This window comes from Arthrobacter sp. TJ-238, from assembly GCF_058269215.1.
Genome location: NZ_JBZCNH010000003.1, coordinates 387,786 through 407,609 on the forward strand (window position 1 = coordinate 387,786; position 19,824 = coordinate 407,609).

General features: G+C 68.3%; 23 protein-coding genes. 15 read left to right on the forward strand and 8 right to left on the reverse strand.

Features of this window, described 5'->3' with window-relative positions; genetic code table 11:
* The first annotated feature begins 23 nt into the window (after positions 1-23).
* Positions 24-644: a DUF1349 domain-containing protein gene (locus tag AC4D2O_RS08015; protein WP_490906268.1), complete on the forward strand. Its 621-nt coding sequence runs from the start codon at positions 24-26 to the stop codon at positions 642-644.
* Between the two features lie 381 nt (positions 645-1,025).
* Positions 1,026-2,255 carry a glycosyltransferase gene (locus tag AC4D2O_RS08020; RefSeq protein WP_490906269.1) on the forward strand — a complete coding sequence of 410 codons (1,230 nt, stop codon included), beginning with the start codon at positions 1,026-1,028 and terminating at the stop codon, positions 2,253-2,255.
* 153 nt (positions 2,256-2,408) lie between these two features.
* On the opposite strand, the gene AC4D2O_RS08025 is transcribed toward AC4D2O_RS08020, so the two are convergent.
* Complete coding sequence (locus tag AC4D2O_RS08025) at positions 2,409-3,326, reverse strand: methylenetetrahydrofolate reductase (protein ID WP_490906271.1); 918 nt, start codon at positions 3,324-3,326, stop codon at positions 2,409-2,411.
* Positions 3,327-3,555: 229 nt separating this feature from the next.
* On the reverse strand, positions 3,556-4,710 hold the full coding sequence (locus AC4D2O_RS08030; protein WP_490906272.1) for an App1 family protein phosphatidate phosphatase: 1,155 nt from the start codon (positions 4,708-4,710) through the stop codon (positions 3,556-3,558).
* A gap of 189 nt (positions 4,711-4,899) precedes the next feature.
* On the opposite strand from AC4D2O_RS08030, the gene AC4D2O_RS08035 reads away from it, so the two are divergent.
* From AC4D2O_RS08035 to AC4D2O_RS08045, 3 genes are all read left to right on the forward strand, one after another.
* Positions 4,900-5,253, forward strand: coding sequence for a hypothetical protein (locus AC4D2O_RS08035; protein ID WP_490906273.1), 354 nt, complete (start codon positions 4,900-4,902; stop codon positions 5,251-5,253).
* A gap of 152 nt (positions 5,254-5,405) precedes the next feature.
* On the forward strand, positions 5,406-5,789 hold the full coding sequence (locus AC4D2O_RS08040) for a hypothetical protein (protein ID WP_490906274.1): 384 nt from the start codon (positions 5,406-5,408) through the stop codon (positions 5,787-5,789).
* A 50-nt stretch (positions 5,790-5,839) separates the two neighbouring features.
* Positions 5,840-6,451 (forward strand): HD domain-containing protein, encoded by a 612-nt coding sequence (locus AC4D2O_RS08045; RefSeq protein ID WP_490906276.1) that lies wholly within the window; start codon positions 5,840-5,842, stop codon positions 6,449-6,451.
* 137 nt (positions 6,452-6,588) lie between these two features.
* Here AC4D2O_RS08045 and AC4D2O_RS08050 read toward each other — a convergent pair whose 3' ends face one another.
* Entirely contained in the window at positions 6,589-7,269 is a 681-nt protein-coding gene (locus AC4D2O_RS08050; RefSeq protein ID WP_490906277.1) for an SDR family NAD(P)-dependent oxidoreductase, read from the reverse strand.
* Positions 7,270-7,356: 87 nt separating this feature from the next.
* Between AC4D2O_RS08050 and AC4D2O_RS08055 the strand changes: the two genes are divergently transcribed.
* The 4 genes from AC4D2O_RS08055 to AC4D2O_RS08070 all read left to right on the forward strand — a co-directional run bounded on the left by AC4D2O_RS08055 (position 7,357) and on the right by AC4D2O_RS08070 (position 10,437).
* Complete coding sequence (locus AC4D2O_RS08055) at positions 7,357-8,214, forward strand: helix-turn-helix transcriptional regulator (protein ID WP_490906278.1); 858 nt, start codon at positions 7,357-7,359, stop codon at positions 8,212-8,214.
* A 694-nt stretch (positions 8,215-8,908) separates the two neighbouring features.
* The gene (locus AC4D2O_RS08060) at positions 8,909-9,226 is read left to right on the forward strand and encodes a hypothetical protein (protein WP_490906280.1); all 318 of its coding nucleotides are present in this window, start codon (positions 8,909-8,911) and stop codon (positions 9,224-9,226) included.
* 417 nt (positions 9,227-9,643) lie between these two features.
* Positions 9,644-9,937, forward strand: a complete 294-nt coding sequence (locus AC4D2O_RS08065; protein ID WP_490906282.1) for a hypothetical protein — start codon at positions 9,644-9,646, stop codon at positions 9,935-9,937.
* 197 nt (positions 9,938-10,134) lie between these two features.
* Positions 10,135-10,437, forward strand: coding sequence for a DUF4193 domain-containing protein (locus tag AC4D2O_RS08070; protein WP_490906283.1), 303 nt, complete (start codon positions 10,135-10,137; stop codon positions 10,435-10,437).
* A 54-nt stretch (positions 10,438-10,491) separates the two neighbouring features.
* Here the strand turns inward: AC4D2O_RS08070 and AC4D2O_RS08075 are convergent, their stop codons facing one another.
* Positions 10,492-11,625: a hypothetical protein gene (locus AC4D2O_RS08075; protein WP_490906284.1), complete on the reverse strand. Its 1,134-nt coding sequence runs from the start codon at positions 11,623-11,625 to the stop codon at positions 10,492-10,494.
* Between the two features lie 248 nt (positions 11,626-11,873).
* Between AC4D2O_RS08075 and AC4D2O_RS08080 the strand changes: the two genes are divergently transcribed.
* The 3 genes from AC4D2O_RS08080 (at position 11,874) to AC4D2O_RS08090 (ending at position 13,872) form a co-directional block, all read left to right on the forward strand.
* Positions 11,874-12,140 (forward strand): hypothetical protein, encoded by a 267-nt coding sequence (locus AC4D2O_RS08080; RefSeq protein WP_490906285.1) that lies wholly within the window; start codon positions 11,874-11,876, stop codon positions 12,138-12,140.
* Between the two features lie 129 nt (positions 12,141-12,269).
* A complete protein-coding gene (locus tag AC4D2O_RS08085) occupies positions 12,270-12,545 on the forward strand; it encodes a hypothetical protein (RefSeq protein WP_490906286.1) in 276 nt (91 codons plus the stop codon).
* A gap of 28 nt (positions 12,546-12,573) precedes the next feature.
* A complete protein-coding gene (locus AC4D2O_RS08090; RefSeq protein ID WP_490906287.1) occupies positions 12,574-13,872 on the forward strand; it encodes a pyridoxal phosphate-dependent decarboxylase family protein in 1,299 nt (432 codons plus the stop codon).
* On the opposite strand, the gene AC4D2O_RS08095 is transcribed toward AC4D2O_RS08090, so the two are convergent.
* The 3 genes from AC4D2O_RS08095 to AC4D2O_RS08105 all read right to left on the reverse strand — a co-directional run bounded on the left by AC4D2O_RS08095 (position 13,856) and on the right by AC4D2O_RS08105 (position 16,759).
* On the reverse strand, positions 13,856-14,314 hold the full coding sequence (locus AC4D2O_RS08095) for a hypothetical protein (RefSeq protein ID WP_490906288.1): 459 nt from the start codon (positions 14,312-14,314) through the stop codon (positions 13,856-13,858). The genes AC4D2O_RS08090 and AC4D2O_RS08095 overlap by 17 nt on opposite strands.
* 325 nt (positions 14,315-14,639) lie before the next feature.
* Entirely contained in the window at positions 14,640-15,053 is a 414-nt protein-coding gene (locus tag AC4D2O_RS08100; protein ID WP_490906289.1) for a VOC family protein, read from the reverse strand.
* Between the two features lie 824 nt (positions 15,054-15,877).
* Complete coding sequence (locus tag AC4D2O_RS08105) at positions 15,878-16,759, reverse strand: hypothetical protein (protein WP_490906290.1); 882 nt, start codon at positions 16,757-16,759, stop codon at positions 15,878-15,880.
* A gap of 431 nt (positions 16,760-17,190) precedes the next feature.
* On the opposite strand from AC4D2O_RS08105, the gene AC4D2O_RS08110 reads away from it, so the two are divergent.
* A complete protein-coding gene (locus tag AC4D2O_RS08110; RefSeq protein WP_490906291.1) occupies positions 17,191-17,844 on the forward strand; it encodes a class I SAM-dependent methyltransferase in 654 nt (217 codons plus the stop codon).
* Between the two features lie 32 nt (positions 17,845-17,876).
* Here the strand turns inward: AC4D2O_RS08110 and AC4D2O_RS08115 are convergent, their stop codons facing one another.
* Positions 17,877-18,032 (reverse strand): hypothetical protein, encoded by a 156-nt coding sequence (locus tag AC4D2O_RS08115; RefSeq protein ID WP_490906292.1) that lies wholly within the window; start codon positions 18,030-18,032, stop codon positions 17,877-17,879.
* 398 nt (positions 18,033-18,430) lie between these two features.
* Between AC4D2O_RS08115 and AC4D2O_RS08120 the strand changes: the two genes are divergently transcribed.
* The gene (locus AC4D2O_RS08120; RefSeq protein WP_490906294.1) at positions 18,431-18,907 is read left to right on the forward strand and encodes an AAA family ATPase; all 477 of its coding nucleotides are present in this window, start codon (positions 18,431-18,433) and stop codon (positions 18,905-18,907) included.
* Between the two features lie 17 nt (positions 18,908-18,924).
* Positions 18,925-19,497, forward strand: a complete 573-nt coding sequence (locus AC4D2O_RS08125) for a P-loop NTPase family protein (protein WP_490906295.1) — start codon at positions 18,925-18,927, stop codon at positions 19,495-19,497.
* The last annotated feature ends 327 nt before the right edge of the window (positions 19,498-19,824 follow it).

The following is a 19,824-nucleotide window of genomic DNA, read 5'->3' on the forward strand; positions in this document are numbered from 1 at the left end:
GCCGGGCGTGCGACGATGCGGGCATGACTGCACGCATCGACGTTCCCGGCCTGCCCTTCCCGCTCGAAGCCTCCGGTGCACCGGCACCGGATGCGCCCGTCATCAGCGACGACGGTGTCCGCCTGACGGCGGGCGCCGGTGCGGACCTGTTCCTCGACCCCAGCGGGCCGGCGTCCCCCCGCCCGGACGCGGAACGGTGGACGGCACCGATCGACGGCGACTTCCAGCTGCAGGCACGCGTCGCTGCGGGCTTCACCGCGGACTTCGACTCCGGCGTGCTGCTGGGCTGGTTCGACGACGACACATGGTTCAAGGCGTGTGCCGAACGGGACCCCGCCGGGATTCCCCGGGTGGTTACCGTGGTCACCCGGAACGGCGCCTCGGACGACAGCAACGGCTGGCCCATCGACGAGGCGGGCGTGTACCTGCGCATGAGCCGGTTCGGCTCCGCCTTCGCGCTCCACGCCTCCTCCGACGGCGACCGCTGGGACCTGGTGCGCTACTTCGCCCTGGACCGCCCTGCGGCCGAACCCCTGCGAGCCGGTTTCGTGGCGCAGTCCCCCTCCGGGACCGGCACCTGGGCCACCTTCCGGGACGTCCGCTTCACCCGCGCGACGCTCGCAGACGTTCGGGACGGCTCCTAGCCGCGGGACCGGTCCCCGGTCGAGTGGACCGGCCCTCTAGCCGGGCGCGGGAACCGGCGTGCGCACGAGCCGGGCGGCCTCGACCAGGTTCCGCAACGATGACTCGCGTACGCGGTCTCGTAGTTCACACACCACCTCGGCACAGGAAGGATAGGCTCACGCTATGGGCAGAACACCGCAGCCCTTGTCGCGTGAACGAGAGGCGCGCATCTTCGACGCCGCGGCGCACGCCTTCGTCACGCAGGCGTACGAAGCATCCTCTCTCAACCGCATCATCGAGGCCGCGGGGATGCCTAAGAGCTCTCTGTGCCGCCGGAGCGGATGTCGCCACCTCCGACCGCGCGCTCACAGCGCTGCGACAGCTGCTCGACGGGATCTAGAATGGCCGATGTCCTCTTCTGCCCGGTGACCTTCAACCTGGCCGAGACGACTCGCATGATTCAGGTCGCGCGTGCGCTCGATCCGATTCACCGCCCGGTGTTCATGGGTTACGAGGACGATTACGTCTCGCTCATCGTGGATGCCGGCTTCGAGTATCGTGCGTGCGCACCATCGTGGTCGGCAGCCGAGCGCCGACAGGCGATCGCCTTCGACCAGGGCCGCGCGTTGCGGACACCGTTCACCACCGAGCTGGTCAGGGCACGCGTCGATGTCGAGCGGAGACTCATCCGCGAGCTGGCGGCGCCCGCCGTGGTGACGGGATCGAATCTCACGTCCTTCATCTCGGCGCGCGCCGAAAAGGTACCGCTGTTCTATCCGGTGCCGTTCGCGCTCACCATCGCGCAGGTGAAGCAGACCACGCGTATGGAGCTCGTCCGCGGCAGTGGCCGGCCCGCGCGGGCGGCTGACCGTGTCGCCACCTCGCTGTTCCGCTGGACCTACATGCGCGCTCCGCTCGCTCCGCGGTCGTTCACCAAGGTCGCGAAGACCAACGGCGCTCCGCCGCTTCGCACGGTCGCGTCACTGCTGACCGCGGACCGGAACCTGCTCACCGAGATGCCGTGGGAACTGGAAGGCTTTCGGATTCCCACCGGGTTCGAGCGCATCGGCCCGATTTTTGCTCATATCGACGCACCCGTCCCGCCGATCGTCAACGAGCTGGCCTCGGCATCCGAACCGCTGATCTACCTCGCACTCGGCTCCTCCGCCGATCGGGCGCTCGCGCTCGCGGCGGCGCGGGCACTCGGGGAGTTGTCGGTTCACGTCGTCGCGCCGATTCTGCACTACCTGGAGCCCGGCGACGCCGTGCCCGCCAATGTGCACCTGACCAACCTGCTGCCGGCACATGAGCTCGGCGGCTTGGTGGATGCCGCGGTCGTGCACGGCGGGCAGGGAACGGTACAGACGGCATGCGCGACGGGCGTGCCGTTCGTGGGGATGGGATTGCAGCCGGAGCAGACCTGGCACGTTCGCGCCTGTGAGCGCCGCGGCAATGCCATCGCGGTGTCGCCGAAAGACGTATCAAAGCCCGCCTTCGTCGACGCCGTGCAACGCGTTCTCACAGACCCGGGCTTCCGCACCGCCGCCTCCGAGGTACGCGAGGCGTACGCGAAAGAAGACGGCGCGGCCAAAGCCGCTCGGGTCATCGAGGCCGCGATCACCATGCGGTAGGGCCGGAGTGGCGTGGCGCGGTCTCAGCCGGTACTCATCGTCAGGGAGTCAGCCGGTCGGATGCCATCTCCCTGTGGAATGGATCTAGTGGACGGAGAATCCGCCGTCCACGGTGACTACTTGTCCGATGCCGGTGCCTGCTCGCCGGCCTCCCTACAGGGATGCCGCGAGGCCTGCCTGCGGGGGTCGCTCGAGGTCGAGGGCGTCGAGGACGTCCAGTGCTGCGGCATGCTCGTTGAAGGTGTAGAGGTGGATGCCCGGAGCGCCGTCCCCGAGTGCTGCCCGCGCGAGTTCCACGGTGGCCGCGACGCCGACGCGGCGGCGCTCCTCCGGGGTGCGCGCGCCCTCCAGCCGGTCCCACAGGCCCTGGTCGACGTCGATGCCCGCGAGCCCGCTGAGCCTCTTCAGCCGCCGCGTGCTCGTCAGGGGCATGACGCCCGGGATGATCGGCAGGGTGACACCGGCGCGGCGCGCACGGCGGACGAGGTCCGCATAGTCGGAGGGCCGGAAGAACACCTGGGTGATCGCGAAGTCCGCTCCGGCGGCCTCCTTCGCCAGGAGCACCTCGACGTCCTGCTCCAGGGAGGGCGAGTCGGGGTGGCGGGTGGCGTAGGCGGCCACGCCCACGGAGACCCGTCCGGCGGCCAGCTGCGCGGTGTGCTGGGTCTCGACCTCGCGGATGAGGCGTACGAGCCCGTCGGCGTACTCGACGTCGCCCGCCTGGATCCCGTCCGCGTCCTGGGGGTGACCGTCCGGCGCATCACCGCGCAGCGCGAGGATGCCGCGCACTCCCCCGCCGATCAGCCGTTCGACGATGCCTGTCAGTTCCTCGCGGCTGCTGCCGATGCACGTCAGGTGCGCCAGTGGCTTCAGCGTGGTCTCGGTGAGCAGGCGCCGCAGCAGGGCGATCGCGGCTTCGTGGTTGCTGCCGGCGGCGCCGTAGGTGACGGAGACGAAGTCGGGCCGGGTGTCCTCGAGCCGGCGGATGGTCGTCCACAGCGACTCCTCCGCCTCGGCGTTCCGCGGTGGATACAGTTCGTAGGAGAGTGCGGGGTAGGACGGTGACGACATCGGGTCCTCTTCGTGCGTGCCGTCCGTCGCCCGGAGGGCATGGGATCGGTCGAAAGGCGGATGACCGCGAGGGGGCGCGGCGGGGCGGCGTACGAATGTCAGGCCCGCATGGGGGCACCCACACTCCCCTGCGGGAGTCGCTGACCGGCTGTACCTGGAACCACACGCTACGACAGGCCGCTGTGTGCATCAAGGATCGGCGGAAGAATGACGCGCGGCCACCCGCCCGTCAGGCCGACTCGGGCTCCTCCGGTACATCGGGCACGTCGGCGAGGTCCGGATCCTTCTGGATGATGCCGAGGTCCGCGAGCCGGTCGGACATACCCGCGCCGTCGGGCGCGTAGATCCATGGGATGCCCGGCGTCGGCTGGACCCCGGTCTTGGAGCGTCCGCCCGCGAGGACCGCCTCGCCCGTGGAGAGCTGGCGGATCGCGATGGCGCGGACGTTCTGCGGGTGGCGCTGCGCGAACTCCGAGTAGATCGACTCGTCGTGCTGGCCGTCGTCACCCACCAGGAGCCACTTCACGTCGGGGAACTCCTCGGCGAGACGCTCCAGGGACGTCCGCTTGTGTTCCTGGCCGCTGCGGAACCAGCGGTCGCGGGTGGGGCCCCAGTCGGTGAGCAGTTTCGGCCCCGCCGGGTACAGGTTGCGGGAGAGGAAGCGGGACAGCGTGGGCGCGACGTTCCAGGCACCCGTCGACAGGTACAGGACGGGCGCCGAGGGAAGCGACCGGACGATCCGCTCGTAGAGCACGGCCATGCCGGGCGTCGGGGTCCGGGCGTGCTCGTCCAGCACGAACGTGTTCCACGCGGCCAGGAACGGCCGGGGCAGGGCCGTCACCATGACGGTGTCGTCGATGTCCGAGACGACGCCGAACTCCGTGCCGTCCGCGACGATCCGCACCGGGGCCTCGACGACCTTCGACTCGCCGGACTGCACAGTGATGGTGTGCCAGCCGGCGTCGAGGGTCACCGGGATGCGGGAATCCACCACGCCGCCGCGGTCTGCCTCGACGTCATGCACGGTGTCCCCGATGGTGACATGGACGACGGCGTGCGGGACCGGGGCGCTCGTGAAGTTGCGCCAGCCGCGCATGCCCTCGGCCAGTGGCTTCAGCGGACCGGCCTCCGAACCCCGCCCCGTGTCACGCGGGTCGCTGAGAACCACGCGGCCGAGTACCCGCACCCACGACGTCGTGCCGTACCCGGTGTACGGGATGACCGTCTCCACCCTGCCGCGTCGCACCGCGAGGCGGGTCTGCAGCCGGAGCCAGGCGTCGTCGAGGCGCATGGCGAGGTGGCGTTGCCCGGCTCCTCCCCTCGGGGAGGGGCTACTGCTCGGGGTCGTGGAGGGCGGCTGCGGCTTCGCGGAACGGGGACACATGCGTTCCAGTCTGGCACGGCGTGCTCCGCCGGACGAGGTGGGCCCGTGCGCCATCGGTGGGCGCGGGCGCGTGAGTACAGGTAACGGGGGGCTAACAACTTCCGGATCGGGCTTGTGCTGTCTTGTAGGTGGGAACCGGTGGCTGCGACTCTGGAACTTCCAGTCAGCGAATCACCATCCGGGGGAACCATGGCATATGAGGGAGAAGTGCTCGGCGTCCGTTCCAAGGAAGGGACTGCCCTGCGCGCGTGGGACAGCGCCGCTCTCGAGGACCCAGACACGACGGCCGCCGATCTGGCGCACGCCGTGCTCTTCGGCGGGGCCCAGCCGGCCCTCGAAGCGGTGGCGGCGGGCGGCGTGGGCCTCACCGTGGATCATGCCAGGGCGCTGCACTTCGCCAACGAGATGGCTGAGCTGCGGCACTACGCTCCGCTGATCGCCGTGGTGGACGGGCTCCCCGCCCTCGCCCCCGGCGTCCGGCAGCTCATCGAAGGCCTCCCGGGGCGCGGCCTGTGGGACGGCCTGCCTGCCTGGCGGCTCTGACGCGCCCCGCTCACCCATCCGCCCCGGTTCCAGCGCCGAATACCGACCGGCCGTCGCCCTCCTGCGCGGCCTGCCGCCCACGGCGGCCCAACTGATGTCCTGACCCGCGCCTCGGCGTGTCGATGGGACCGCCCGGGAGGCGCTGGACAGGGATGGAATCGATAGTGGCGGACAGCCGTACCGTGCAGGAAGCCGCCGATGAGGCGCGCCGGTTCTCGCTCACGGTCCTGCCCTTCGTGCTCCGGCTGCAGTGGGCCCCGCGCCTCGTGATCCATCAGGCGGACATCTCGCGCGTGGGCGCGGCGATGGCGGCCTCCAGCGAGTCGACACTCCCCCTGCTGGTGGAGGTGACGGGCCTGAAGGAGATCACCTGGGATGCACGGAAGGCGATCATCGGGTACGAGCATCCGGCGAGGATCGCGATCGTCGGCTCGGATGCCGTCGACCTCGTGCTGACCGCTTTCACCGTGAAATCCTCCTCCGACATCCGGTTCTTCCTGGACCGTGACGAGGCCGTGCGCTGGTTGCTGCAGTAACTCCCGCAGCCAGGGGCGGAGGCACCCGGCACGTCTGCGATGATGGCGCCATGCATCTGCACGACTTCATCGCCCCCGCCACCCCGGCAGCCGCAGCGGCACTCGAGCTGGCGGCCTCCCACCATTCACCCGCCGTCCTCAACCACGTGGTGCGGTCGTGGCTCTGGGCGGAGGCGTTCGCGCGGGTCGAGGACCGGCGAGACATCGATCACGAGCTGCTGTACACCTCCGCCATCCTGCACGACATCGGGCTGGTTCCCGCCTACGACAACGTGGCGCTGTCCTACGAGGAGGCCGGCGGGCACGTCGCCGTCGCACTGACCACCGGTGCAGGCTGGGCACCCGAACGACGACGCCGGGCACTCGAGGTGATCGTCCGCCACAACTGGCCCTCCGTGGACCCGTCGGTGGACGTCGAGGGGTACCTGCTGGAGATCGCCACGGGGCTGGACATCAGCGGCGCCCGGGCAGACGTCCTGCCGGGGGGCCTGGTGCGCGAGGTCCTGGCCGCCTACCCCCGCCTCACCCTCGGCGAGGAGTTCACGGCGAGCGTGACGGACCAGGCAGGGCGCAAGCCCTCGACCGCGGCGCAGCGGATCGTCCGGGGCGGCGTCGCCGCGAAGCTGGCACACCACCCGCTGGAGACCAGCGCAGGCCCCTGACCTGCGCGCGCTCAGTCATCCGGGCGCCGTGAGGCCGCCAGTGGAACTCGGGCAGGTCCTCGCTCAGGATCATCGCTCCGGTCGAGAGCCGTGGACGACGGCGGTCCGTCGGCCACGGCTCCCGGCTCACCGGTGACTCAGTAGGTGATCCGCCCGAACCGGTTGTGGAACTCCCCGGTCGGCCCGTCCGCGCCGACGAGAGCGAGTGCGACCGTCGCGTCCGTCCCCTCCGTCACCGTCTGGTGCCCGCCGTGGCCGTTGAAGTCGGTCGCCGTGTAGCCGGGGTCGCTGACGTTGACGCGGAACGCCGGCAGGTTCTTCGCATACTGCACGGTGAGCGCGATCACGGCCGCCTTCGACGCCGCATACGGGATGACGGGGACCGCGAATTCGTCCGATCCCTCCGTGGAGAGACTGCGGGGCCAGCCAACCCCCGAGGCGACGTTCACGATCACCGGCTGCTCCGACGCCTGCAGCAGGGGCAGTGCCGCCTGTGTCACCCGGACGATGCCCACCACGTTGGTCTCGAGCACGCCCTGCATGACCTCCGGGGTGAGGTCGTCGATGCCGTAGGAGGTGCCGAGGATCCCCGCATTGTTGATCAGGACATCGAGGGCCGGGAGGGTCCCGAGCGCCGCGTCGACGCTCGCCTGGTCCAGCACGTCCAGTTCGACGACGTGGGCCCCGAGCTCGCGGGCGGCGTCCCCGTTCGCCACGTCGCGCATCCCCGCGTAGACGGTGTGGCCGGCATCGATCAGGCGGCGCGCTGTTTCGAGGCCGAGGCTCTTGTTGGCCCCTGTGATTAGTGTTGTTGTCATGAGTTCACTCTGTGCCCCGCGCGTCCGGACGCCAAGGCACCCCTGGACGGTAGGACCGGGAGTGCCACCCAGGGAGGGCGAGCCGACGTGAGCGCCGACGACGAATTCGCCAGTGTGCTCAGATCCTGGCGTGAGCGGCTGACACCCCGGGAGGTCGGGCTTCCCGCGGGTGCCGGCCGCAGGAGCGTGGGGCTCCGGCGCGAGGAACTCGCCTCCCTCGCCAACATCAGCGTCGACTACGTGGTCCGGCTGGAGCAGGGACGGGCCACCCATCCCTCGCCGCAGCTACTCGGCGCGCTCGCCGTCGCCCTGCGACTGTCCGACAGCGAGCGGGACCACCTCTATCGTGCCGCCGGCGCCGCGCCGCCGTCGGGCCAGGTGCCCCGGCACATCTCGCCCGGCGTGCAGCGGATCGTCGATCGCCTGGGGGACGTCCCGCTTGCCGTCTTCAGCGCCGCGCACGACATCCTGCTCTGGAACCCGCTCTGGGCAGCCCTCAACGGGGACCCCTCCGCGCTGACCGGGCTCGAACGGAACCTCGTGTGGCGTCATTTCACCTCCGGCCACGAGGGTACGGAGTTCGACGACCGGCACGCCGACGACTTCGCGAGCGACCTCGCTGCCGACCTGCGCACCGCGGTAGGGCGCTACCCGAACGACACCGAGCTGGGGCGGCTCGTCGCTGGGCTCCGGGCCGCTTCGGCGGAGTTCGAGCGGCGCTGGGCGGAAGCGCGGGTCGCCGAGCACCGCTCGAGCCGCAAGACCGTCACGGGTACCCCCGTCGGCCCGATCAGCGTCGACTGCGACGTCCTCACCGTGCCGGGAAGCGACCTGCGCGTCGTCGTCTACACGGTGGTTCCCGGCTCCGAGGACGAGGCGAGACTGGACCTGCTGCGGGTCACCGGCCTCCAGACCCTGGCGACAGCTCCGACCGGATCACCCTGACCGAGCCTCGACCCCTGCGGCCCATGCAGAGCTCGATGACCGGGACCGGCAGGACTTTCTCCCCCGGCGCGCAGAACGACGCTGCTTCTGAAGGATAAGCTGTCCGACGTGGGCGCTGGGCCCGCGGACTGGGGGAATCATGAGCAATGCGCTGAAGCGGACGTTCTGCGCTGCCGTCGTCATCTCGGCCGGCCTGACCTTCGGTGTGCCGGCGGCGTTCGCCGACGATCCACCCACGCCGCCCACCACGTCGCCGGCTCCTGTCGTCCCGAGTCCGGGCCCTCAGGCGCCGGCCCCTCCCCTTGCCTCGGTGCCTCGAGCTCCCCAGGATCCTGTCCCTCCACCGCCTCCGCCCGGGAACGAGCCCCCGACGCCGCCCGGCCGTCCCACGGCGCCGGCGCCCACCCCAGTCACGCCCACCCCAGTCACACCCACCCCAGTCACACCCACCCCAGTCACACCCACCCCAATCGCGCCCACCCCAGTCGCGCCCACTCCTCCGCCGCCCACTCCTCCGCCGGCGACCGACCCCGCGCCTCCGACCGACACCCCCGCTCCTCCGCCGCCTCCCGTCGCGCCCGTCGAGCAGGTCGGGCCCTCGATCCTCGCGCCGGTCGCTCCCGGTGTCGTTCCCGACGTCGCCCCCGAAGTGCCGCTCGAGGTCCCTGTCGAAGAGCCTACGGAGGCGGCTCCGGTGACCACGAGCCCTGCCGAACTATCGCCCCGTGCCACGCCGTCGCCGACGCCGACGGCCAGTCCTTCGGCATCGGCCACGGCGAGCGCGGAATCCGTCGCCATCGAGCGGAGCGACTCCCGACCGGGTCCGAACGTCCCACTGCTCGCGGTCCTGTCGGTCGTGATCGTCGGATGCCTCGCCGGGCTCGTGAGGGTCATCGGCCTCCCCGGGCAGAAGGAATCGCACGGATCGCTCGACGACCTGCAGCTGACGGCGGGAAGGGTCTCCGGGCATAGGACGGATACGCTCCATCGGGGCAGGCGGGAACGCGCTTGAAGCGCCGCCCTGCGCCGCGGCCCTCGTCCTGGAAGAGCGTCGGGACGAGGGCACCGAGAGCCCGTTGACTGAGGCGCAAAGCGGAACTACGCTGCCCGTGGCGTCGCACACCGACGCCTCTTGCGGCACCACCACCGCTCTCGTCGCCTCGTAGGCAATGAATCCCGTTCATCAGGCGGGATACCGGGCGCGCGCGATCCCGCATGGCCGAGGAGCCACCGTGAAAGACCCCGGTAGATACCGCTATCTCCCCCTGCTGCTCGCACTGACCTTCACCGCCGGCGTCGCACCTGCCGGAGCGGAGACCACGGACGAACCACCCGGCGGGCCGCCGCAGGACACGGATGGGGACTACGTGCCGGTTCCACGGTCGACCTCACCCGCGAGTCCGACGACGCGTTCCTCGACGAGCTCGACGTGTCCGGGCCGTACACGGAGCGCATCTCTGCGGACCGGACGAAGGTCTCCGTCTCGCTCAGGGCGCCGTCCCTCGTCTGGCCGTTGAGCGCCGTCGAAGCCGAGGTCTTCGCCGAGGAGGGGTTCCCCGGCTTGCTCTACTTCGAGGCGGGCCGAGTGGCGGTCGACCTCGAGTTCCCGGCGGATCCGGCCGTTCTGGAGCCCACGTCCGTCGAGGTCACCAAGAACACCGCCCGCGACATCACCGACGTCTGCGAACTGCTCGACGAGGCGCCGACGAAAAAGGAATCCTGATCCCTCAAGCCCGCGGCCGAGGACGACGACGGCCGCGCACAGGGAGGTGAGGCCTGCCGTGCTGCGCGAGCAATGCGGCAGGAGGGCAGGTTACACCCGGTCGCCCGATCCGCGGCAGCCGATGCGGCGTCACAGGCTCCCTGTTTGCGCATGTAACCTGTTGCGACTCCCCCACAACAGAAGGATGAGACACCGCCATGGCAACCGATTACGACGCACCGCGCGTCCGCGAAGAGGACCAGCCCGCCAACGAGTCGCTCGATGCGATCCAGGCCCAGCGCAGCGCAACGACGCAGACGGCCGTGATCGACACCGAGGACGTCGATACCGCCGAAGGTTTCGACCTGCCGGGCGCGATCCTCGACGAGGAACTCCAGGTACTGGTCGTCCCCGTGCAGGAGGACGAGTTCACCTGCATGTCGTGCTTCCTCGTCCACCATCGCACCCAGCTCGCCCGCGAGAAGAACGGCGACAGGTACTGCACCGAGTGCGAGGGCTGACACCGGGCACGACCGGGTCGGCGCCGGCGGGGGTGGCACCGGGCTGCTTCGGTGTCAATCCCCCGCGTCCGGTTCCTCGATGACCTCGCCGATGTACTGGATCGTCAGCACCGGTGACTCCATCTCGTCGGTACCGGCGACGAGCGCCACGTACAGGTGCTGACCCTCGAAGCCGGTGGCCACGTAATCGAAGCTCTTCCACGTGGGGTGTTCGGCGGCGCCGTACCATGCGGTCTGCAGCAGCAGGTCCTCCCATTCGGAGTCCGGAGGCATGCCGGCAAGGCCGAGGGCGGCGACGACGGTGTGCTCGACGGCCACGGGGCAGAGGAAGTACCGGCGTGAAGCGAACGGGCTGATGTCGAGCAGGGTTCCCTCCTGCAGGGCTCGCCGGCGTGCGGGTCCCACGTACTTCTCCGGGATCTCGTGGGTGAGTTGGTGCTCGAGCAGGTCGACCTGCTCGGTGCTGGGCATCCCTTCCGGATAGAGGTAGGGGTTCACCCGGGATGCCGGGTCGTAGGGTACGAACCAGGCGGGTGCGGCATCGTTGTCGGAGACCGCACGATACGCCTCCTCGAGTACGGTCGGGTCCTCGAGCAGCCCCGCCATCATGCGGTCCAGGTTCATCGCTCCGAGGTTGGCCCCGTACTCCGTATCGGCGTTCCTGATGCCCTTCTTGGCGAAGCAGTAGGCGGCGAGCGCATGGGCGAAGGTGCGCGGATCCTCCCAGCCGAGTTCGAAGTCCGAGGCCACCTCGGCCGCCACCACGGCGAAGCGCTGGAGGAAACCGGACGTGTAGTGGTGCCGGTACGCCGGTGGCAGCAGCTCCACCACCCGCGCGCCGGCGGAGGTGATGTACTCCTGCATATCACCACCCGCGGCCTCCAGGGTTCGTACGGCGAAGACGTCGTCGAAGATCCCCGCGAGCACGATTGGAATGGACTGCCGCAGCGCCCCACGGAGTAGTTGAGCGAGCACGAGCTCCCTCAACCGGTCCTCGGGCGAGTCGTAGTTGGATGCCGGGAGTTGGCCGTCCTCGTCGAGCTGCATGCGACCGATGCAGGCGCCCTGCAACTCCGGGCCACCGAAGTAACCGAAGATCGTCAGATGAACGCCCTCGAGCTTGCGGCCCTCATTGATCAGCTCGATCTGCCCGGGCGTCAGGTCGTGCGGGTCCATATCAGGTGGCACTGCGCTCCTCGATCGGGTGGCGCCAGACTAACAGCCGAGGTCTCGCGGTGCCGGAGCCGGTCCTCCTGTCACGTTCTGCTGGTGTCGGCGTTCCGCAGGTGGGAGTCCGACCGGCGGTCGTGCCCCGCCCCGACACTCAGGACGCCGGTCTGCGGGAGGCGCATCTGACGGGCAGGGCGTGCGTATCGGCTCCGGTTCCGGCCCTAGAATCGAGACGGTTGGGGAACCTACGACGGGAACGGGGCGAAATGAGCGACAGCAGCAGGTTGGATCCGGACAAGGAGTTTCCGGACGATCTGACGAGTGTGGACCGGGACGACCTGGACATCCTGAACAGCAGGAACCACCGCTCGCGGGACCTTCAGTACATCCGTGAGGGTGAGGTGGATCCGGAGACGGAGGGCCGGCACCACGAGCTCCGGGAGGAACTCGATCGCCGCCAGGAGGTGCGCGACCAGTCGTCCGGGCACGCCGCCGCACGCGAGGGGATACGAGCCGAGGCCGAGCGCGCCTGAGCTTGTCCGGCTCGTACTGGCGGTGCCGGTGCGCAGCCCGATCACCCCGGTGAGGACGCGGCCGAACTGTGACCCAACCGATACGTGTCGTCAGCGCCCTTCCTACTTCCCGAACCCGACACTTGGAGCATGGCGCTCATGGGGTTCGAATCGGCACGACCGACGCAGTGGTTGAAGAGCAATCGGGGGGCTCTGCCGTCGATCGTCGCATTGGCCGGCGTCGCCCTGTTCTGGATCGTCGGCGCGGTCGGCGGGATCGGCTTCCTGCGCGACGCAAGTTCGCCCATGACCATGCTGACCGGGCTCTATGTGATGCTGGCCGCCGTCGCAGTGTCGATCATCATCGCGACTCTCGCCCTGACCGACCTGACCCGCCGGTACTCACGCCCGCGCTCCGGGCGCTGAACTCCGTGCGCGGGCGTGGCATGCTGCTATGTCAGCACCGGAGGAGCGGTACAGCGACGCTTTGGCCGCAGCACACCGGCACACGCGGCAGTGGCTGGAAAGCCAGGACGACCGTCGTGTCGGCCCGAGCCTGACCGCCACGGAGCTCGCCGCGGAGTTCGGCGGACCCCTGCCGCGGCATGGGACCCCGGCCGCCGACGTGGTTGACCACCTCGCCACGAAGGCGGACCCCGGACTGATGGCCATGCCCTCCGGACGCTTCTTCGGCTGGGTCATCGGTGGAGCCTTGCCCGCGGCGCTGGCTGCGGACTGGCTGGTCAGTGCGTGGGACCAGAACTCGGCGCTCCGCTTCTCGAGCCCTGCCACAGCGGCCATCGAGGAGGCCGCCGGGGCGTGGCTGCTCGATCTCCTGGGCCTCCCCCGGGGTGCCGATGTCGGTTTCACCACCGGTGCGACGATGGCCAACTTCACGGGCCTGTCCGCCGCCCGGTGGCGCCTGATGACCGACGCCGGCTGGGATCTCGACGCCGACGGCCTTGCCGGAGGGCCCCGCATCCGCTGCTTCGTGGGCGCGGAGCGGCACGACACGATCGATCTGGGCCTGCGACATCTGGGACTGGGCCGACCCGCAGTGGTGCCCGTCGATCGGCAGGGCCGCATCGACCCGGGCGAACTGGACTGCGCCCTGGATCTCGCCCTGACCGGTACCGGATACAGCGGATCCCGCCCGTCAGGCCGCACTCCGCTGCTGGTCTGCCTGCAGGCCGGGAACCTGCACTCCGGTGCCTTCGATCCCTTCAGGGAGGCGATCACGGTGGCCAAGGCGCACGGCGCGTGGGTCCATGTGAACGGCGCCTTCGGACTGTGGGCCGCCGCCGTACCGGAACTGGCCGCCCTGACGGCGGGGCTGGAGGGCGCGGACTCGTGGGGTACCGATGTTCACAAGACGCTGAACGTGCCGTACGACTGCGGAATCACGATGGTCCGCGACACCGTCGCGCTGCGTGCTGCCATGGGTTTCCACACCGACTACCTGATCCATGACGCGACCGGCCCTGCCGATCCCTTCGAGACCGTCCCGGAGTTGTCACGGCGCGCCCGCGGGGTGCCGGTGTGGGCGGCGCTCAAGTCGCTCGGTCAGGACGGCGTTGCCGACCAGGTCCGGCGCCTGGTGCTCCACGCCCGTCGACCCGCGGAACAGTTGGCCGACCTGGAGGGCGTCCAGGTGCTCAACGACGTCTCCTACACACAGGTGTCGCTGACGTTCGGCGACGATGCCACCACGCGGTCGGTCACCCCGGCAGGCGTCGCTACTGGACTTCCCTGAAGTCGGCGCCGAGCGCCTCGGCAAGTCCAGCGAGATCACGGGTGCCGTCGGGCGACGCGCCGGCAGCGACCTCGGTGAAGTCGACGACGAACCAGTTCCCGCCCTCCACGAACCGGATGGATCCGTCGGCCTCCGCCGCGGCGGACAGGGTGGTGACGACGTGATCGAGATCCTCCGCGCGGTCGAAGTAGAAGACTTCGACAGTCTCCGTGCACTTGATCGACTCCGTCGTGACCAGGCCGACCGCGTCGTGGACTGACGTCGGCTCTTCCACCTCGTCGAGGCAGCCGACCTGCTCATCGACCGCGTCGACCGCCTGCTGCAACGACACGAACTCAGGCGGTTCGGACGGCGCTCCCGTGGCCGCGGTGCAGGCGGAGCATGCACCGATCAGGACGGCCCCGATACTCAGCGCGACGCCGAGCGGATGTAGTGGCTTCATCGATGTCCCCCATCTCGAAGAGTGTCAGGTCATCGTCGCACCAGCGAGGCTCGAAGTGTAGGGCCGCGTGAAGAATCCCTGTGCACTCGGCCGTCGAGGCGTATCGAAAACCATCTCGGCGGGCAGCCCGATCATGAGCGGGTTGAGCCGAGGAGCTTCCGACCCCTGGCCCCTGACCCCTGACCCCTGTCAGTCGATCAGGGCCGCCCCGAATCTCCCGGAAGTTTCCGCGATGGCCCGGGCAGAACGATGGCACTGCCATGTCGCTTGGCGCGAGGCTACGAGGCACCACTCGTGCAGCCATCCTTCAACGGACCAGCGGATGTCAGGCTACGAAGATGCAGAACGGATGACCGGCCGGATCGGCATAAACGTACAACGGCTCGTTCGGGTCGCCCGTCCGATCGAAGCGGAGCTCTGCCCCTAATGCCAGCGCCCTGGAATGGTGATGCTCGAGAGCTTCCCGATCGGGAACGGTCAGATCGAGGTGCATCTGCATCGGCACATCAGGCAAGGGCCATGTGGTCCGCTTCAGGTGATCAACCTGCTGAAAAGCAAGCCTGCGGTTGCCCTGTCCATCAGTGAGAACGAGCCAAGCGACATCGTCGGGCCTGCCCTCACCCGCGGGCTCATCTCCTGACCGGTACTGAAGTCCGAGCAGTCGACGGTAGAACTCCGCCAGTCCTCGCACATCCGTAGTGTCGAGAACCGTGTGAAGTAGCTGAGGAAATCCGGTCATGGGCCGAGACTAACGATCATCGAAGTTCCCTAGCCACATCCCACCTCTTCAGAACGAGGCTGAGGGCTGTGGCGGCTGCCAGTAGTCCGGCACCAACGTAGAAGTAGATCCTCATGCCAGCTCCCGAAGAGATGAGCTGTTGGCAAGGGTGCGTGCTCACTCCTCAGGTCGGAAAGTGCCTGCTACGGAATCCCATCAGGTTCAGCGCCCATCAACTTACCGGGTCAGGACGCATTCATTGTGACGGGCGCAGGTTCCGCACAATTGTCCAGAACGGATCCGGTTCGCGTTCAAGAGTGACTCGGGGATTGTTCCGAACATGGGTCTGCAGCGCCGATGGGCTGCTGTTGTTCGAGGGGTGGGCGTAGTAGTGCAGGACGCGGTGGCCCTGTCCCGTTTCGACGGCAAGGAGGACCCTGCTCAGCCCTGAAGGGTCCTCGAGCCGATCCTTGATCGCGTCCAACAGCTCAAGTTCGGATGCGACCGGCAAACCCGTCCGGTCCTGCTGAGGGCCGCGGCGTAGGGTTCATCCATGAGCGCATCGTCTCCGCCAGGTGGGCCTCGACCATCTCCGGAGGTGATCGTGCGATTGATGGAGCGGATCGTGAGTGAGCAGTGGCCCTCGGGATCAAAGCAGTTCAGTAGCTATTTCACGGACCTTGGCGGTGTACTGGGCGTACCGGACGAGCCCGACGGCGAAACTGCCCTGGGTGCGACTCGAGGACAGTTCGTCGTGCCAGGTGTTGCAGTGGAGAACGCTTCCTGGTCCGCGCTCAATAAGGCTGGACGAAGCCTCCGGTAGCGGATCCCTCAGCGGGCAAGAGTCACAGGTGACTGGTCGGACCAGGCAGTTTCGTCCAGGCCTCCTGGTGGGGTGGACGGTGCCAGTGGTGCCGTGGGCCCTCCCACTCGCGCGCAGCATCGGTCAGCCACATCGTCGTGTCGGGATTCCAGCCGGCGATGACCGTGGCCGTGCCAGGGTCGACGGGCAGGGCCCGGTTGGCGCTCGTGAGGTATCCGAGGGGTGTCAGGTGTACTGCGTCCCAGTGCTGTGCGACCTTCTCCCAGTCGGGGATCACCCATGCTCCGTCGTGTCCCGTGCAACGGAACCAATCATGGCGCCGAGATGCCGTGACCGGCAGAGGGTATTTCCGGCACAGGTCCACCCAGTCTTCTCCTGTCCGCAGTTCGTAGGTGCGGCCTGCGCCGCGCACCGGGATGACTGTGGCGTGCTCCCAGTTGAAGGCGTCCTCGATGAGATTCAAAGCCAGCGGTATCCGGCCCGTAGTCTGCAGCGTGCCCTGCGGGAAGGACCACCAGGATCCGGACCAGTTGGCTCGCGGATCCCTGGGCCGTTCCGTCTCAGCGCGGGCCTCCTCCGTGCGCGTGTCACGGGCCCACGCTGATAACGCCTGCGAGGGTTCCCTGAAAATAGGCGCTGAATCGTCTGCCGGCCGCCAGTCGATCGCCCACTGCTCCACCTGCCGGCCCTCCGGCCACCACTGAGTCGATGACGCCGACAGGACATGCTGAGCCATCGGTGCGAGGGCGGCTTTCACGTCCGGGAGCGCTCCGAGGACGTCCTCTCCGTCCGGTTCCTGCCACGGCCTGGACGTGTCGACCGCCAGCGACAAAGCCCTCCCGATCGCCTCACCGTCGACTGGCGTCATGTCGAGCGAGGCCAGCGCTGTGAGGAGGTCCGTCATGGAAGGCCGCGGAGGCTCATCCGTTTCCCCGTCCGACGATGCTGTCAGTAGCACTCGGGATATGCCCTTACCCGGATCCAGGTCATAGCTCAACCAGAACGCCGCCATCCTGATCGACGGATCGACCTCCATTGCTAGCCCCAGGCACAAGCGTCGTCCGCGAGGCCCGGTCAACAACACCTCGGCATCAGCATTCATCTGCCCACCCTACGGCGGACACCCGCGGACTACGGGCCGCATTGCCCTCCCGCCGATTTGAACGAGAACAGGTGGATCCCGTTGGCTGCCGCCATCGGGGTGGCCGAGTAGTAATCGTTGTCCTCGGGGTGTGGAGTACCGTCTGTGTGATGCCTGACGCCATCTTTGATCACCCGCGGGTCGCCCGCGTGTATGACCCCCTTGACCCTGACCGTAGTGACTTGGACACCTATATGGACCTTGTCGATGAGTTCGGGGCGGCGGCCATCGTGGACGTCGGGTGCGGCACAGGGACTTTCTGCTCCCGCTTGGCGGAGCGCGGTCTCCGTGTGCTCGGCGTGGACCCTGCCGGGGCCTCCGTCGATGTTGCCCGGACGAAGGTCGGCGCAGACCGCGCGACATGGGTTGTGGGAACCATGCTGGACGTAGCGGCAGATCCCGCACACCTCGAGCAGTATGACCTTGCCACGATGACGGCCAACGTCGCTCAGGTGTTCCTCGACGACGAGGCATGGTCGGCGAACCTGAGCGCAATCCGTGCCTGCCTTCGCCCTGGCGGCTACCTGGCGTTCGAGAGCCGTGTGCCTGCTGACCGGGGCTGGGAGCGGTGGACCAAGGAACGTACCCATCAGGTTGTCGATATCGAGGGTGAGGGGCCGGTAGAGGACTGGGTGGACGTCACACGAGTCGATGGCGAGTTCGTCACGTTCGAATCCCCGACCGTCTTCCTCGCTGACGGTCAGCGCATCGACTCGACCTCGACGCTTCGCTTCCGCTCCCAGGACGCATTCGAACGCTCCTTGTCGGCGGCCGGTTTCATCGACGTCGAGGTCCGGGATCTGCCCTACGCTCCCGGACGGGGCTGGTTGATCACGGCCCGACGGTAAACCCCTGGCCTTCGGACCACCAAGGGATCCGCTCAAGAGCTGACCGCCTGTTGGGTGAGGCGCAGATCCTCGTCGGTCATGTCCTGGTCCGCAGGCTCGGTGGTGGAGAGGATCAGCGACGCAGCGAGGAGGCCGCGCCGTCGCGTCCGGGTCGGCGCCGACAAAATAATCGACCGGTTCTGCCTCATTCGGCGCGGTGTGGATCTCCGCTCGCAGCCTGGACTGGTCCTCATTGAGGTCGCTGCGCCCCAGCACCCCCTCGAGCTCCGCCGGCGGTGGAGTGAAAGCACTGTCCGGGGCGCAGTCGGCGGGCGTATACACCGGCTCGAAGAGTGGCAGCTTCGCCAGTGCCCCCAGGTGGCTGCGCGTGGGGAATCGCTGACGGCAACCGGGGGCTTGTCCCGTTTCGTCTCCCCGGTCTCGCCAGTGCCCGCTGCCAGCGACAGGACTGCGGCCACGATGACGCTCGTACGTATGAGCGCTTGGCCTCTGTTCCCCATGATTCACCCCATCACGACCGTGACCATCGGACCGCTGTCGTCCTGCCGCGCCTCCGCCAGCACCGATGGCCGCTACGCTGGCTCCCATGCCTCACGTCCTGATCACCGGCATGTCAGGGGCCGGAAAGTCGACCCTCCTGCACGAGCTAGCCCGGCGGGGCTACCGAGGGGTCGACACCGACTACGACGACCGGGTACTTCTCGACGGCACCTGGGATGAAGCGCGCATGTCCGCGCTTCTCGCATCTGATCAACCCTTGATTGTCTCGGGGACTGCCGAGAACCAGGGACGGTTCTACCACCATTTCGCAGCTGTCGTGCTCCTCAGTGCACCGGTGGAAGTCCTCATCGAACGCGTCTCGGCTCGCACGAACAACCCCTACGGCAAGTCGAAGACAGATCAATCCCTGATCCGACAACATGTCCTCGACGTCGAACCGCTGCTACGCAGCAGCGCGACCCTCGAACTCGATGGTCGCAGGCCGGTTTCAGAGCTGGCAGACAAGGTCGAACCTTTCCTTGAGGTACCCGATCAGGCGTCGCGGGGGGCAGACATTGGATGAACGGTACGGTGAGACCCATGACAGCTGGACCAGCTCAGCGTGTTCTCTTCCATGGGGTGACCGGCAGCGGTAAAACCTCGGCTGCGCACGCATATGCAGTGGCGACCGGTGTGCCGGAGTTCTCTGCCGATGATGACCTCGGATGGCTCCCAGCATGGACAGGCCGTCCTGTCGAGGATCAGTACCGGATTGCCGCCGATATTGCCGCGCAGGACCGCTGGGTGCTCGACAGTGCCTACTCCAGTTGGCGGCACCTCGTCGTGACGCGGGCTGAGCTCATCGTGTTCCTCGACTATCCACGGTGGCTGTCTCTCGGCCGCCTGGTCCGGCGAACGATCCGACGGGTCGTGACGAAGGAACCAGTGTGCAACGGCAACGCGGAGACACTCCACCGTGTTCTGGCCAAGGACTCGATCATCCGATGGCATTTCAGAACCTTCAGCCGGAAGAAAGACACGATCGACCAGATCATCGCTGACCCGTTGATGCCTCCGGTGCTGTCGTTCCGGCGTCCACGCGATCTTGATGCATGGATTGCAGCGGGCGCTCGACCCCCGTCCGCAGCCGAATCGAAGCATCGGCGCCTGTGATGGACGTGTCAAGCCATCAGGGCGGTGAGCTCGGTCCGGTCAGTCACGGACCAGTGAGCTCACCAGGGATAGTCCGCGGGGACCGAAAGCCGCCAGTGGTGGGAGCAGCAGCGTGGTGATGCCGGACTCCGCCGCCGCTCCGTCATGGGTCGAACGATCCCCGGGTGGATCGGCCTCGATTCGGGGAGCTCGTCGAAGCGAAGCAGGGCAACTGCAAGGTCCTCGTCCAGACCTGCCCGGCGGAAGTGCAGCAGCTCCGCTGCGCGGTAGGCATCCCGGCTCGTGTCGGCATCTGCCGGGGCGGCCCGTCACGGAGCCGAAGTGATG